This window comes from Cytobacillus oceanisediminis (assembly GCF_003182355.1).
Classification (GTDB): domain Bacteria; phylum Bacillota; class Bacilli; order Bacillales; family Cytobacillaceae; genus Cytobacillus; species Cytobacillus oceanisediminis_A.
In genome coordinates this window covers 132,829-148,373 of sequence record NZ_QGTW01000014.1, presented here as the reverse complement: position 1 = coordinate 148,373, position 15,545 = coordinate 132,829, and the positions used below count along the sequence as shown (strand labels likewise).

At 42.8% G+C, this 15,545-nt stretch carries 14 protein-coding genes; 13 read left to right on the top strand and 1 reads right to left on the bottom strand.

Annotation, left to right across the window (positions count from 1 at the left end):
• Positions 1–39: 39 nt before the first annotated feature.
• From DFO73_RS22355 to DFO73_RS22330, 6 genes are all read left to right on the top strand, one after another.
• Positions 40–822, top strand: a complete 783-nt coding sequence (locus DFO73_RS22355) for an SDR family NAD(P)-dependent oxidoreductase (protein ID WP_110066908.1) — start codon at positions 40–42, stop codon at positions 820–822.
• 53 nt (positions 823–875) lie between these two features.
• Positions 876–2,606: a 2-oxoacid:acceptor oxidoreductase subunit alpha gene (locus DFO73_RS22350; protein WP_110066907.1), complete on the top strand. Its 1,731-nt coding sequence runs from the start codon at positions 876–878 to the stop codon at positions 2,604–2,606.
• On the top strand, positions 2,606–3,472 hold the full coding sequence (locus DFO73_RS22345; RefSeq protein WP_110066906.1) for a 2-oxoacid:ferredoxin oxidoreductase subunit beta: 867 nt from the start codon (positions 2,606–2,608) through the stop codon (positions 3,470–3,472). The genes DFO73_RS22350 and DFO73_RS22345 overlap by 1 nt, the downstream gene beginning before the upstream one ends.
• 240 nt (positions 3,473–3,712) lie before the next feature.
• Positions 3,713–4,693 (top strand): 2-hydroxyacid dehydrogenase, encoded by a 981-nt coding sequence (locus DFO73_RS22340; protein ID WP_110066905.1) that lies wholly within the window; start codon positions 3,713–3,715, stop codon positions 4,691–4,693.
• A 39-nt stretch (positions 4,694–4,732) separates the two neighbouring features.
• Positions 4,733–5,425 (top strand): RraA family protein, encoded by a 693-nt coding sequence (locus DFO73_RS22335; protein WP_110066904.1) that lies wholly within the window; start codon positions 4,733–4,735, stop codon positions 5,423–5,425.
• Positions 5,426–5,484: 59 nt separating this feature from the next.
• Complete coding sequence (locus tag DFO73_RS22330) at positions 5,485–6,360, top strand: fumarylacetoacetate hydrolase family protein (RefSeq protein ID WP_110066903.1); 876 nt, start codon at positions 5,485–5,487, stop codon at positions 6,358–6,360.
• Between the two features lie 45 nt (positions 6,361–6,405).
• Here DFO73_RS22330 and DFO73_RS22325 read toward each other — a convergent pair whose 3' ends face one another.
• The gene (locus DFO73_RS22325; RefSeq protein ID WP_110066902.1) at positions 6,406–8,109 is read right to left on the bottom strand and encodes a dihydroxy-acid dehydratase; all 1,704 of its coding nucleotides are present in this window, start codon (positions 8,107–8,109) and stop codon (positions 6,406–6,408) included.
• Between the two features lie 435 nt (positions 8,110–8,544).
• On the opposite strand from DFO73_RS22325, the gene DFO73_RS22320 reads away from it, so the two are divergent.
• The 7 genes from DFO73_RS22320 (at position 8,545) to DFO73_RS22290 (ending at position 15,476) form a co-directional block, all read left to right on the top strand.
• On the top strand, positions 8,545–9,813 hold the full coding sequence (locus tag DFO73_RS22320; RefSeq protein WP_258309694.1) for a nickel-dependent lactate racemase: 1,269 nt from the start codon (positions 8,545–8,547) through the stop codon (positions 9,811–9,813).
• 14 nt (positions 9,814–9,827) lie between these two features.
• Positions 9,828–10,127, top strand: a complete 300-nt coding sequence (locus tag DFO73_RS22315) for a UxaA family hydrolase (RefSeq protein ID WP_110066900.1) — start codon at positions 9,828–9,830, stop codon at positions 10,125–10,127.
• Positions 10,127–11,296 carry a UxaA family hydrolase gene (locus DFO73_RS22310; protein WP_110066899.1) on the top strand — a complete coding sequence of 390 codons (1,170 nt, stop codon included), beginning with the start codon at positions 10,127–10,129 and terminating at the stop codon, positions 11,294–11,296. The genes DFO73_RS22315 and DFO73_RS22310 overlap by 1 nt, the downstream gene beginning before the upstream one ends.
• 298 nt (positions 11,297–11,594) lie before the next feature.
• Positions 11,595–12,380 carry an SDR family oxidoreductase gene (locus DFO73_RS22305; protein ID WP_110066940.1) on the top strand — a complete coding sequence of 262 codons (786 nt, stop codon included), beginning with the start codon at positions 11,595–11,597 and terminating at the stop codon, positions 12,378–12,380.
• Between the two features lie 46 nt (positions 12,381–12,426).
• Positions 12,427–13,200 carry an enoyl-CoA hydratase-related protein gene (locus DFO73_RS22300; protein WP_258309693.1) on the top strand — a complete coding sequence of 258 codons (774 nt, stop codon included), beginning with the start codon at positions 12,427–12,429 and terminating at the stop codon, positions 13,198–13,200.
• A gap of 45 nt (positions 13,201–13,245) precedes the next feature.
• The gene (locus DFO73_RS22295; RefSeq protein ID WP_110066897.1) at positions 13,246–14,403 is read left to right on the top strand and encodes an acyl-CoA dehydrogenase family protein; all 1,158 of its coding nucleotides are present in this window, start codon (positions 13,246–13,248) and stop codon (positions 14,401–14,403) included.
• Positions 14,400–15,476: an acyl-CoA dehydrogenase family protein gene (locus tag DFO73_RS22290; protein WP_110066896.1), complete on the top strand. Its 1,077-nt coding sequence runs from the start codon at positions 14,400–14,402 to the stop codon at positions 15,474–15,476. The genes DFO73_RS22295 and DFO73_RS22290 overlap by 4 nt, the downstream gene beginning before the upstream one ends.
• Positions 15,477–15,545: the final 69 nt, after the last annotated feature.

Here is a 15,545-nt window from a genome sequence, read left to right as displayed (position 1 = left end):
ACCGTGCTAGTTATTAAAAATATGAAAGGAAGTCACCCGATGGATTTAGGATTAAAGGGAAAGGTGGCCATCGTTACTGGCGGAAGCAAGGGGATAGGCTATGAAACGGCCTGCCAGTTATTGAAAGAAGGAGCAAAGTTAGCCATTTGCGGCCGGGGCAAAGAGGCATTAGATAAAGCAGTTCAATCCATTTATGCCGACACAGGCGAAAGGGTTTTGGGGATTCAGGCAGACGTCTCCAAAGCAGATGATTGTATTAGATTAATAGAAGAAACCATAGCCCATTATGGGTCCCTCCATATATTAGTAAATAATGCAGGGACATCTTCAGCACATGGCTTTGAAGATGTTACTTCGGAAATGTGGGAAGAAGATATAAATTTAAAGCTATTTGGAGCAATAAATTGCTCAAGGGAAGCGGTTAAGCACATGAAAACAGGCGGCGGTTCCATCGTTAATATCACCGCAGTGATCGGAAAGTCACCTCCGGCTTCATCCCTTCCAACTTCTGCTACGCGAGCAGCAGGGATCGCTCTGACGAAAGCGATGAGCAGGGATTTAGGTAAATACTCGATTCGGGTTAATACCGTATGTATTGGTTTAATCCGAAGCAGCCAAATTGAAGAAAAAAAGTGGAAAAAGACTGCAGGCCACTTAACTTGGGAAGAATTCTCCAGTGATCCAAAGCACGATATTCCGCTTGGGAGGATAGGCGAAACATCGGAAGCAGCCAAAGTCATTGCCTTTCTTGCTTCAGATGCCGCGTCATATGTCTCGGGAACATCCGTAAATGTAGATGGCGGAAAAGGCGCTGTCGACTAGATTCTAAAACCTAAAAAGGGATACAATATCCATTATCCGTTAGGAGGAAAAATGTGGAGGAACTTACGATTGTAATTGGCGGTGAGCAAGGGGAAGGAATTGAAAGTGTAGGTGAGATTCTCACAAAGGTTTTAAGCCAAATCGGTTTTTCCCTATATGGTTTCCGTAATTTTTCTTCAAGGATTAAAGGGGGACACTCAGATTTTAACTTAAGGATCAGTTCAAGAAAAGAAATCTATGTAAATGCCGAAAAAGTCAACATCCTTGTGGCTTTTGATAGGGCTTCAATAGATCTATATATAAACCATATGGATAAAAATAGTATTATTCTTTATGACTCTAAAAGCGTTAAATCTGATAGCCTGCCGATGGCCCCGAACGGAGTGATAATAATTGAAGCTCCTTTTCAGGAATTGGCGTCTGAACTGGGATCTCCAATTATGAAAAACATGGTTGCCCTGGGAATGATCTGTGCATTGAATAATCATTCAGCCAGCAGTTTCCATAAGGTCATTCAGGAACAGTTCTTAAAAAAGGGAATGAAAATATCGCAATTAAATGTTGAAGCTTTTGAGAAAGGTTACGCTTTTATTAAAGAAAAAAACTTGTTCTCCATCCCGGTAGTTCCGCCCATAAACTCTAACAAAATGTTTTTATCTGGAAACGAGGCAATGGTTATTGGAGCCCTTGCTTCAGGGTGCCGTTTCATGGCTGGCTATCCGATTACTCCGGCTTCAGAAATATTGGAAAATATGATAAATATGATGCCAGAATGTGGAGGAGTTGTTGTTCAGGCAGAAGATGAATTAAGCTCTGTAGCAATGGCAATCGGCGCCAGCTTTGCTGGAACTCGCTCAATGACAGCAACCTCCGGCCCTGGGATTTCCTTAATGCAGGAGGCGATAGGGTTATCGGGTGCTGTTGAGATTCCTTTAGTTATTATTGATACCCAGCGCGGAGGACCCAGCAGCGGACTTGCTACTAAAATGGAGCAAAGTGATTTAACAGCCATGTTGGGAGGAACCCATGGCGAAATACCAAGAATTATTATATCGCCAAGTACTGTGCAAGAAGCTATGTATGATATGAGTACAGCTTTTAACCTTGCAGAGCTGTATCAATGCCCGGTCTTTATTGCTGCAGATCTTGTTTTGTCTACATCTAAACAAAGTGCAGAGATACTGGATCCTCTCAGAATTGAAATGGAACGGGGTAAAAGAGTATCCGATGAAAAATTGGCAGAACAAGGAAAGGCTGTATATGACAGGTTTGCATTTACGGATGATCATATTTCACCAAGAACCATACCGGGACAAAAATTTGGAACACATCATGCAACAGGAATAGAGCATAGCCAGACCGGACATCCAACAGAGGATTATGAAAACCGGAAAAAAATGATGATCAAAAGGATGAAAAAGATCGAAACTGTTACTCTTGGAGAAGATATAAAGGCAGAGGGCAAAGGTGAAGATCTTCTACTAATCGGCTTTGGCTCGACCTATGGGGCGATCAGAGAAGCTTGTGAGGCATTCAACAAAGAAGGGATAAAAGCAGGGCTTGCTCATATCCGTTTATTGCACCCTTTTCCTGCAGATCAGTTGGAAGGCATGATTAACAAGGCAAGACAGGTAATTGTAGTTGAAAACAATTTTACGGGCCAGCTGGCTGATGTAATAAAACAGCACATACCTGACCATTCCAAAATCCAAAAGCTTTCAAAGTATGACGGCAGGCCATTTGCACCATCAGATATCAGGGAATTTTGCAAGGAGCTGGTATAATGTCGACATTAAAAGATTACCGCATGGATATTAAGCCTAATTGGTGCCCTGGCTGCGGTGACTTTTCCGTGCTAGCCGCTATTCAAAAAAGTGCCGTGAACCTGAATATCGAACCAGAGGATATGGCTCTGATTTCCGGTATTGGCTGTTCGGGGAGAATTTCAGGCTATGTTAACGTGTATAGTATGCATACCATGCATGGAAGAGCGTTGGCTGTAGCACAGGGTGTAAAGCTCTCTAATCCTGGTTTGCATGTGATCTGTGCAGGAGGTGACGGTGATGGCTTTGGAATTGGCCTCAACCACTTTGCTCATGCTGCACGGAGAAATGTAGATATTACCTATATTGTAATGGATAATCAAATATACGGGTTAACCAAAGGGCAAATGTCGCCTACAAGCCCACAGGGCATGGAAACAAAGTCAAGCCCAGGCGGAAATCCGGAACAGCCTATCAACCCTCTGCAAATGGCTCTCGCATCAGGTTCAAGCTTTATTGCTCAAGCCTTTTCCGGAGATTTAAAACAGCTAGTATCGCTTATTGAGCAAGGCATGAAGCACAAAGGCTTTTCTTTTATCAATGTTTTTAGCCCCTGTGTGACTTTTAATAAAATATTAACCTATGAATTTTTAAAAAAGAACCTGATGAACTTGGATGAAGTGGAAGAATACGATCCATCCAATCGGGGCATGGCCTTTAATATTGTGGAAGAAACCTCCAGCATGTTTACTGGAGTCCTTTACAAGAATGAAAGAAAAACATTAACGGAATCACTGCCAAAAGGGGCAGGAACAGATATGTTAAGAGAGGGTCAGTTTAAACTGAATGAGAGGATGAAAGATCAGCTGATCAGCAGGTTTATATGAAAAGGAATAGCCAGGCAGAAACTGATGATTTACAGTTGAAGCTGGCTTCTGCATGATGAGGGATTATCCGATGAAAAAGCCGAACGCTGTTTACCAGCAATTAAAAAATACAATTTCAGATCATAGGAGAGTGATATTCAGCAGGAAAGGACGGGGAAGATGTCGAATATGGGAAAAACAGTCAAAGCCATAATGTATTGCTTAGCCCTGAAAACTCTAATATGGATTTAAGGAGCAGATATGAAACCAAAAGTTGTGATTTATAAAAAAGTACCCCATGAAGTTCTGTCTTATATAAAGGAATATTGCCAGGTTAGCTATTATGAAAATCTGGATAGCTGGTTAAATCCGGATTTTTTAAAGGATTTACTTGATGCACATGGGCTCCTCGGAAGCAGTATGAGCATCAATAAAGAATTGCTTGATAAAGCCCCTCAATTAAAAATTGTCTGCAATGCTTCAGTCGGCTATAACAATTTTGATATGGATGAACTCACAAGCAGGGGAATAATGGCAACAAATACACCTGATGTTTTAACCGATACTACCGCAGATACCATATTTGGATTGTTGCTTTCTACTGCTAGAAGAATTTGCGAAATGGATAGATTTGTGAAAGATGGGAAGTGGGAGAGACTTATAGAGGAAGATCTATTTGGGTTGGATGTTCATCATAAAGTTCTCGGCATTATTGGGATGGGGAGAATTGGTTCGGCCATTGCCAAACGGGCTAACCTTGGGTTCGATATGGAGATTTTATACCATAACAGGAGCAGGAATGAAAATGCCGAAAAACTTTATGGCGCAAAGAAAACCGAGCTTGATGAGCTGCTGTCCAAGTCAGATTTTGTTTGCTTAATGACTCCTCTTACTGAAGAAACGAAAGATTTGATCAGTTATCGTGAATTTCAATTAATGAAAAAGACCGCCATTTTTATAAATGGTTCCAGGGGGGAGACTGTAAATGAAGAAGCTTTAGTCGAAGCTTTGAAGACCAGGCAAATAGCAGGTGCCGGGCTTGATGTTTATAAAGAAGAACCAATAAACCGTGATCATGCGCTTCTGCAGATGAAAAATACAGTTACACTCCCGCATATGGGTTCGGCTACCTCAGAAACAAGAGCTAAAATGGCTTACCTTGCTGCTGAAAACCTGGTAAAGGGTTTATCTGGAGAAACACCGCCGTCCCTCATCAATAAATCTCTTTTAACTGCCAGGTAATTTAGAAGAAATCATAAATAGAATCCTGGAGGTATGTAAATGGGAAGAACAGGCTATCGTGTTATAAATGATTTTGTGCGGAGTGACCAGAGCATCATCGATGGATGCAGAATGATCGCCACTTCCCTTCTTGGAGATGTGATGGGCAGAATGAGGGTAATGAACTATGCGATTAAGCCTGTCAACGAGCCTGGAGTTCACATGGCTGGCAGTGCTTTAACGGTCCGGACCCATCCTTCAGACAATTTACTTGTACATAAAGCGATGGACATTGCACAGCCGGGGGATATTATCGTTATAGATGCAAGCGGTGATACAGAACATGCCATCATTGGTGAAATCATGTCCTTTTATGCAAAAACGAAAGGGATTGGCGGATTTGTAATAGATGGGGCTGTAAGGGACAGATTAGGGATTGCCAAACTGGGGCTGCCTGTTTTTGCAAAGGGAACAACACCCAGGGGGCCTTATAAAGAAGGGCCAGGCGAGATAAATACAGTCATTAGCTGCGGAAATGTTCCCGTTTCCCCAGGTGATGTTATTGTCGGAGATGATGATGGCGTTGTTGTAATCCCAAGAGATGAAGCCCGAGTTGTTTTAGAAAAAGCACTTGAATTGGCAGCAAAGGAAAAAGAGACTATGCGATCAATTGGCCAGGGACTGTGGGACCGGTCATGGGTCGATGAAACCTTAAAGAAAAAAGGGATTGAAGTAGAAACCGCTGAAAACTGACAATGTCATTGCTAAGTCATATACAGGAAACCATACATATATTATAGGGAGATGAAAATATGCGATTAGCAACGGTAAAAAGATTTGGGGAAGAGAAGGCTGCAATCATAACCGGAAAAGGTGCGGTACTGGTAGACTCCATCAATAAAAACCTGAATTCAAATTGGTCAACAAAGGTTTTAGAAATTATCGACTCCGGACAGCTTAGGCATTTAACAGATTGGTATAATAATGGCGGAAAAAGTATGATAGAAGATTTTCATGAGGTAATTCCAGCAAGCAATATTGAATACGGTCCTTTATACCGATTCCCCCCAAAAATTTGGGGCATAGGGTTAAATTATGTAGAACATGCAGCAGATTTAAGTGAATCTGCTCCAAGTACAGAACCAGCAAGCTTTATGAAGCCGACAACATCCATTATTGGCCCTGAAGATACAATAAAAATACCGACCCAATCAAACCGTACAACAGCAGAGTCCGAACTGGGTATTATAATCGGAAAAGAATGCAAGGACGTAACCATTGAAGATGCACCGAATGTGATTGCTGGTTTTACTACGATTATAGATATGACTGCAGAAGATATTCTGCAGCTGAATCCCCGCTATCTAACCCGTTCAAAAAGCTTTGATACTTTCTTTAGCTTTGGTCCGCAGTTAGTGACACCAGATGAAGTAGAAAATGTACTAGGTTTAAATGTCTCTACAGTTATCAATGGAAAATTGCACCGGAAAAATGTTGTTTCCAATATGACCTTTAATCCTTGGCACCTAGTATCTTTCCATTCCAAAGTTATGACACTTCTTCCGGGGGACATTATTTCCACTGGAACTCCAGGAGCGGTCGTCATTCGTGATGGAGATGTAGTAGAATGCCAAATTGATGGTTTTGAAACGTTAAAAAATCCTGTGAAGGACTTAAAAGCAAATTGAAAAAATGGGCTGTTCTCCATTGCGGGAACAGCCCACTTCTATCAATTAGCGTTTATCGGGATTAGAAACCAAAAAGTCAAAATCACATCCCTTATCAGCTTGAAGAACGTGCTTTTGATACAGAGAGGTATAGCCTCTTTCAAAATATGTAGGCGGTTTCCATTCCATACGCCGCTTTTCCAGCTCTTCATCTGTAACATGGAGCTGAAGGACCCGTTCCTCTACATTAAGTTCTATTATATCACCTGTTTTAACAAGGCCGATGGGACCCCCTGCAGCAGCTTCTGGTGCAGCATGAAGTATGACCGTACCAAAGGCAGTGCCGCTCATCCTGGCATCGGAAATTCGAATCATATCACGTACTCCCTGTTTCAAAAGCTTCTGTGGAATCGGCAGCATCCCTGCTTCAGGCATGCCTGGACCGCCTATCGGTCCTGCATTTTGCAGCACCATTATATCGTCCGGTGAGATATCAAGCTGCGGATCATCGATTCTTTCTTCAAGATCTTTTAATGAAGTAAAAACAACAGCTCGTCCTTTGTGTTTTAATAACTCCTTAGTTGCGGCCTTCGGTTTTATGACAGCTCCATTCGGTGCAAGATTGCCTTTTAAAACGGCTATGCCTCCTTCCTGATGCAATGGTTTTTCGAAACGTGTAATAATTTCTCTGTATGTATCAGAGCATCTTACATCTTCTAAGTTTTCACGAAGGCTTTTTCCTGTGGCCGTTAATTCCTCTGTATACAGCAAAGATTCAAGCTCCTTCAGTACCACAGGAGCACCGCCTGCTTTAAAGAAGTCCTCCATCTGAAACTTGCCAGCAGGGCGCAGATTGGCGATAAATGGTGTGGTTCTGCTTAGTTCATCAAATAGCTCCAGCGGCAGTTCGATATTCAAACGCCCTGCAATGGCTGTTAGATGTATGACGGCATTTGTTGATCCTCCTACAGCCATTAACATTCGTACGGCATTTTCGAGTGATCTCCTTGTAATGATTTGTGACGGCGTAATATTCTTTTCTACTAATTCAACAATCTTCTTTCCTGTCTGAACTGCATGTTCAAGCCTGCGATTGTGTGTTGCCGGGATGGCAGCACCGCCGGGAAGCATCATTCCCATTGCTTCTGCACATACAGCCATCGTACTGGCACTGCCCATAACCATACAATGTCCGGCAGTGGGAGCCAGCGCCTTATTTATTTCATTAATTTCCTGGTCATTTACTTTTTCACCGCGGTATTCCTGCCAAAAAAACCTGCAGTCAGAACAAGCTCCCAAAGTCCGGCCTTCATACTCACCATTATTCATTGGCCCCCCTGTAATAAGGATGGAAGGAATGTTGGCACTGGCCGCACCCATCAGCTGAGATGGCGTTACTTTATCGCATCCCCCAATTAATACGACTCCATCGATAGGCTGGGCACGAATCATTTCCTCTGTATCCATAGCTGCCAGATTCCTATAAAGCATGGTTGTCGGACTTGTGTTAATTTCGCCTAAAGATATAGTAGGGAACTCCAATGGGATTCCGCCAGCCATAAGGACACCATTTTTAATGGCTGTAATTAAAGGTTCAATATGGGAGTGGCAGCGGTTAATTTCACTCTTAGTATTGCATATGCCGATAACAGGTTTCGTAAAATCCTCAGGGTCATAGCCAAGATGCCTGTTAAAGGCTTGTCTAATAAATTGGCTAAACCCCTTATCTCCATATGAGGTCAAATTTTTTGTTTTATTACCCTCTGTCATGGTCGATTCTCCTTTTCTATTAAAAATTTGCTACGTTAATTTTGTCTGTTGATTTCTGCTTTGGGCGTACAACGTACCGTGGGCGGTACGACCTCTTCGGCGCATCCGCGTGCGGGATTTCCTCTGACACGTTCCTCCTGAAGGACATGGAATAAGCATCCTTGAATAGACACCGGGGTGAAGGGAAGGTTAAATCATTTACGAGGATCTCTCGCCTACCGCTCCAATCAATAGCTTGCCAGCCAAACCAAACAATTTTAAATGAAAATTATGAATATAATTATATTTCATTTTATTAATATTTTCTATAAAATATAATAAATTAATAAAGATAATCAATAATTTATTGACTTAATTTTCAGAAATATCTTATACTAATGGTATATAATTGCCTTTTTTACTATGGTTCTTTGAAAAATGAAAGGGAGTGAGGAGTTGTTCGCGCTTTATGAAATTGAACAGCAATTTCCAGATGATCGACTTACTGATATTAAAGGGAAAATACACAGCGAGTTAAGTAAATATCTCTCAACAGAAAGTTTGCCGGGGAATGCAGAGATAGCGATTACTGCGGGAAGCAGAGGGATCTCCAATATTGTTCAGATCCTGAAAGAAACAGCAGCTTTTCTGCAGGACAGAGGCTTCAAGCCTTTTCTGGTTCCGGCAATGGGCAGCCATGGACGTGCAACAGCGGAAGGGCAGATAGAGGTTCTTAGACATCTGGGCATTACGGAGGAAACGGTTGGCACAGAAATCCGTTCTTCCATGGAGGTACAGCTTTTAGGCCACACTCCTAAAGGTCAGCCGGTTTACATGGACAAAAACGCCTATGAAGCTGACGGTATCCTGGTTATCAACCGAGTTAAAGCTCATACAGCTTTTAGAGGAAGAGTGGAAAGCGGCTTGAGTAAAATGGTCACGATTGGACTCGGCAAAATAAAAGGCGCTTCTTTTGTCCATAGCGACGGCGCTCTAAAAATGGCAGAAAATATAGAAGCGGTATCTTCTTTTGCCCTAAAAAACAGTCCTATTCTGATGGGACTGGCTATTATCGAAAATGGCTATGATGAAACGGCTGATATAGCAGGTGTAACTGTGGAAAACTGGCATTCCAGGGAAGCGGAACTTCTCAATTATTCCAAAGCTATGATGCCGAGCCTGCCAGTGAATGAAGTTGATTTACTCCTGGTGGAAGAAATGGGTAAATGCTTTAGCGGTACTGGCATGGACCCCAATATCATAGGAAGATGGCGTATTGATGGTGTACAGGAGCCGGAAAATCCTGCTGTCAGCAAGCTGGCTGTCCTGGATCTGGCAGAAAAGTCCTTTGGCAATGCACAAGGAATTGGACTGGCTGATTTTACGACACAAAGATTGGTGGACAAAATGGACCGAAAATCTACATATACGAATGCACTTACGTCAACATATTTAAGACGTGCCATGCTTCCTATGATATTTGACACAGAACAGGAAGCAGTGGAAACAGCCATCTATAGCCTCGGGCCAAAAGTCGCCAAAGAAACAATTAAAATTGTTCAAATCCCAAATACTCTTCATTTAAATCGTTTATTTGCAACATCCCCTGTGATCGAGGAGCTAAAAAAATCAAACCGCAAGTTTACTATAAAAGGATCACATCAGCTAGCATTTGACGAGAACGGAGATATTCAAAGGAAATTGACTGTCCATCAGTATAGTTAACTAGGAGGTTAACAATGGAAAAAACTATTAATCCTCAGAAAGCTGCTCTTGTGATAGATCGCTCAGATAATGTGGCTGTTGCCCTTACTGATTTGAAAAAAGGAGAAGAATGTATTCTGCGCTTTAGTGACAGAGAAGAAAAGGTCGTACTGCTGGAGGACATAGCTTTCGGTCATAAAGTAGCAATATCAGGTATTGAAAAAGATGAAAGCGTTTTAAAATACGGAGAAGAAATTGGAAAAATGATGGTCCCGGTCCAAAGAGGAGCTTATATCCATAACCATAATATGTACTGTGAAAGGGGGATGAAATAATGGCAGATACATTTATGGGATTTCGGAGAAAAAATGGTTCGGTAGGTGTCCGGAATCAAATAGCCATTATCCCATCTGTTTTTTGTTCGGCTAAAGTGGCCGAAAGAATTGCCAACCAGGTCCCGGGGAGCGTCTATTTTCGGCATCCGGTAGGCTGCAGCCAGGTTGGGGAAGATTTGGAGGTTACAGCCAAAACTTTAATCGCCATTGGAAAAAATCCGAACTTTGCAGGTGTAGTTGTAGTCGGCCTGGGCTGTGAAAGATTCTCTCCATATGAATTGGCGGATGGAATTGCACCCGTAAATAAAATGCTGGAAACCGTCGTCATTCAGACGGAAGGAGATTCACTGGCAGCCATTCAAAAAGGAAGCAAGATTGCTAGGGAAATGCAGCAGATTGCTTCAAGGCAGGTTCGCGAAAAAGTACCTGTAAGTGAATTAATGATTGGATTAAATTGCGGGGGTTCGGATATGACCTCCGGCTTAATTGCCAACCCTGCTTTAGGAATAGCTTCTGATAAGCTTGTGTCCCAAGGGGGTTCCTCGATTCTAAGTGAAATTACCGAATTAATTGGCACGGAAGAAATATTAGCGAGAAGAGCTGTTAATAAAGAAGTAGCCAATGAAATAAGGGAAACGATTTTTAGGACCGAAGAAAAGCTGAGAAAGCAGACTCAAAACTCCAGCAATAAAGAGAGAACACATTTAATTTCCAAAGGAAATTATGCAGGGGGGCTGTCAAGCGTAGTCGAAAAGTCTCTCGGAAGCATGAAGAAGTCGGGAAATGCTCCTTTTTCAGGTGTTATTCAATATGGACACCAGCCTGATAAAAAAGGGCTGTTTTTACTTGATTCTCCTGGCCACGACGGAGAGGTATCGACAGGGGAAGTGGCAGCCGGCGCACAAATAATCCTGTTCCCAACAGGCAGAGGTACGCCAACAGGATTTCCTGGTGTTCCCGTAATAAAAATCACCGGCAACCCAAAGACCTACACAAAAATGAGAGAAAACATCGATATCAATGCAGGACAGGTACTAAATGGAGAAAAGACGTTAGAACAAATGGGAAATGAAATTTATCAGGAAATTTTAGAAGTGGCTTCAGGAAAATATGTAAAATCTGAAGTTCTCGGTCATGATGAACAATTCTGCGTAACCCGGCTGCCATAAAGATCTGGCAGGTAATTCAAGGGTGTGTTAATGCTCATAGTTGATCTTAGCACCCTGTTGATTGGAGCGGAAGGCGCTAATCCCGCGAAAATGCATTCGCATTTTCTTCGTGCGGTGTTTATTCGAGGATGCTTATTCAAAGTCCTGCGGGAGGAGCGTGTTAAAGGGAGACCTCGCAAGCGCTCGCGCTGAGGAGGCTCCCGGACCGCCCGGGGATAGCGAGTGCCTGGAGCGGAAATCAACAGGTAAGAAGAACAATTCTACTACAAATAAAAAATTAAAGGATGGGCGGTATAGTATGGAGCTGAATCTAGCAGGAAAAGTAGCATTAGTAGTGGCATCAAGCCAGGGGTTAGGAAAGGCAATCGCATCCGAACTGGCCAAAGAGGGAACCCATGTGATGCTAACAAGCCGGAATGAAGATAAACTGCAGCAAGTGAAGGAAGAGATTAATAGCTTGGGTGAAGGCAAAGTCTCTTATTTTTCGTGCGATATTACAAAACCCGAAGAGATCCAGGCACTGCTGCAAAAAACAAATCAAGAATTAGGGAAAATTGATATTCTTGTAAATAATGCAGGTGGCCCTCCAGGGGGAACTTTCGAAAAATTTAATGATGAAGATTGGCAAAATGCATTTGAATTAAATCTATTAAGCTATGTTAGGCTGGTTCGGGCTGCCCTTCCAGATTTAAAGAAAGAGGGCGGACGTATTATTAACATCGCTTCTTCTTCTATTAAAACGCCAATTCCTGGCCTTATTCTATCCAATACCTTCCGTTTAGGAGTGGTTGGGCTGGCCAAAAGCCTGGCAGAAGAACTGGCACCATATAACATCCTCGTAAACACAGTCGCTCCGGGAAGAATTGCGACTGATCGGGTCGCGTTCCTAGATCAAATGAAAGCAGATAATCAGGGGAAAACCCGTGAGGAAATAGAGGAAGCCTCTAAAAAGTCGATCCCTTTAGGGCGTTATGGGAATCCGGAAGAATTTGCAAAGGTCGTTGCATTCCTCGCATCTGATGCAAGCTCATTTGTTACCGGAACTTCCCTGTTGGTAGACGGAGGAATGGTAAAAGCAATCTAACCGCTGCATATGGTTCACAAACAAGGAATCAAGGATGTGAAGTATATTGAGTGTTATTTTTCAGGAAAATGGCGAGACGGCAATCTTACAGCTTTATAGGGAAAATGGCTATAACGCACTTGATTATGAAACGATCTTGCAGCTGCATGATTCGCTGATCAAGATTAAGGATTCTAACTTCTATAAAACAATTATTATTACAGGCTCCGGATCCAAAGCCTTTACAGCTGGTGCGGATTTAAAAGAGAGGATTAACATGAATTCAAAGGAAGTGCAGGGTTACCTTGAAAAAGCCAGGAAAACCTATCTGGAAATAGAAAGCCTTCCTCAGCCTGTTATTGCAGCTGTAAATGGATTATGCATAGGCGGGGGGCTTGAAATGTCCCTTGCCTGTGATTTAAGAATAGCAGCCTCACATAGTTTATTTAGCCTGCCCGAGGTCAGGATTGGAATAATTCCTGGTGTTGGCGGGACACAAAGGCTTCTAAGAGCAGTTGGTGACTTATATGCAAAGGAGTTAATCCTTACCGGCAAAAAGATAAGTGCCGAAAGGGCTTTAAGCATCGGCTTGATTAATGAGACTGTTGGAGATCAGCCAGTAATGGAAAGGGCCCTGGAAATAGCGGCGGAAATTAACCAGAATGCACCTTTATCCGTACGGGAATCAAAGGCGGCAATCAATTTTGGCCGGTCAGTGACATTGGAAGAGGGACTTTTATATGAAGCTGAAGCATATGAAAGAGTGCTGAAAACAGAAGACCGCAACGAGGCACTTGCTGCATTTAAGGAAAAAAGAAAGCCTGTGTTTAAAGGCAGGTAAGCATATTTCTGGTTAATATCTTTTGACTCTTGGTATATAGGAGGAATGATTTTGAAGGAATTAACTCTGCCCAATATTGAATTACCGGAAGATGCTGAATTTTTGCGAAAGGAAATAAGAGAGTTTTTAAATAAGGAAAGAAAACAGGGGAGCTTTGAACCAAAGTGTGACACTTGGCTGGGAGGTTACTCAGCAGAATTCAGCCGTAAAATCGGTCATCAAGGCTGGCTTGGAATGACCTGGCCTAAAAAATATGGAGGCCATGAACGATCTGCTTTAGAACGATTTGTGGTAACCGAAGAGCTTCTTGCAGCAGGAGCGCCAGTTGCAGCACATTGGTTTGGGGACCGGCAAACAGGCCCTTTATTGCTGCGCTACGGAACCGAAGAGCAAAAACAGCGGTTTCTGCCATTGCTTGCAAAAGGAGAAATCTATTTTGCAATTGGCTTAAGCGAGCCTAATTCCGGATCAGACCTTGCTTCCGTTTCCACCAGGGCCAAAAAGTCCGGCAATAAATGGATTGTTAATGGAAGCAAAATATGGACCAGTGGAGCCCACCATGCTCATTATATGATTACATTAGTCCGCACTGCCCCTGTAGGTGATAAAAAACATGAGGGACTAAGCCAAATCCTGCTGGATCTATCTGCACCAGGGATAACGATCCGTCCGATCCACTTAATGACGGGGGAGCATCATTTTAATGAAGTCATCATGGAAGACGTTGAGGTTTCGGAGGATATGATAATCGGGAAAGAGGGGGAAGGCTGGAAGCAAAGCCTCGCAGAGCTTGCATATGAGAGGAGCGGCCCTGAGCGGTTTATGAGTACATACCCGCTTCTGGAAGAGTTAGTGAGAAGGCTTTCAGATTCTGACAGCGATTATGCCAAAATTGCAGTTGGACGTCTTGTTGCCAGGTTGTGGACACTCCGTAAAATGTCTTTGGGTGTAGCTGGTTTGCTTGAGCAGGGAAAATCACCGGAAATCGCAGCAGCCCTTGTAAAAGACCTGGGAACAGAATATGAAAATGAAATTATTAAAGTAGCAAGGCTGCTGATTCCAAGCAATCCTTCCGTAACAGCAGAATCAAGTTTTGATGCATTATTGGCTCAGGCCATTCTTCATGCCCCAGGCTTTACTCTGCGGGGAGGAACGACAGAAATACTGCGCGGGATCATTGCAAGGGGGTTGGGAGTACGATGAGTGAAATAAGGTCTATGCTGGAGGATACGGTAAGCAAGGTATTAAAAGATCTTTGTACAAAGGAGTTAATTACAGCTGCAGAGAAAGGTGAATTCCCGGCAATGCTGTGGAAGACACTTGAAGAACTGGGAGTTACCTCAGTTGGAATTAGTGAAGAGAGGGGCGGATCCGGAGGTGATTTAGGCGACTTTATGTCCCTGGTCAAGACCGCAGGATATTATGCTGCCCCTGTGCCACTGGCTGAAAATATCCTCTCTAATATCGCACTGGAAAAAAGCGGCCTGCCCATAAGTGATCAAATTAGTACGTTTTCTTTTGAAAATGAAATTGAATTTGACCAGGCAGACTCGGGCTGGGTACTATCTGGTAAAGCGAAATATGTTCCATGGGCCAGAAATGCCAAAACCATTACAGTCTTAGGTAAAACTTTTGAAAATAAAAGAATGATTGCCAATGTATCATTAGAAAATTGTGAAGCCCGCCACCATGAGAACTTAGCAGGTGAGCCTCGTGATGAAGTCCTTCTCAACCAAATCCGCCTGAATGAACATGAGGTCAAGGACATAGACAATATAATGATAAGTGAATTTATTAATCTGGCGGCACTTACAAGGGTAATGCTAATGGCAGGTGCCTTGGAAAGAACTTTGGAGCTGTCGGTTACTTATACAAAAGAAAGAACACAATTCGGCAGGCCCATTGGCAAATTCCAGGCTGTTCAGCAGAATCTAGCTGCTTTAGCTGGTGAAACAACAGCTTCTTTGGCTGTTGCCGATTTTATCATCTCAAATATTGATTCAAAGATTAGTGCGGAGGAAGCTGCCATGGCAAAAATCCAGCTTGGTGATGCAGCAGAGGCAGGCTCCCGGATTGCCCATCAGGTACATGGCGCTATGGGTTTTACAGACGAACATTCTTTACACCAAAGCACGAGGCGGTTGTGGTCCTGGCGCGATGAATTTGGTTCAGAGAGTATGCTGGCCAGGCACCTTGGTGAAAGGGTTCTTCAACATTCACAAGATTTATGGGGATTCATTACAAAAACCCCGGGAATTAAAGCTAAAAACATTTAAAAAAGAGGGTGTCCCAAAAGTATAGCTTTTGGACACCCTCTTTTGGTAAGACAATAGCTCTTTAAAATT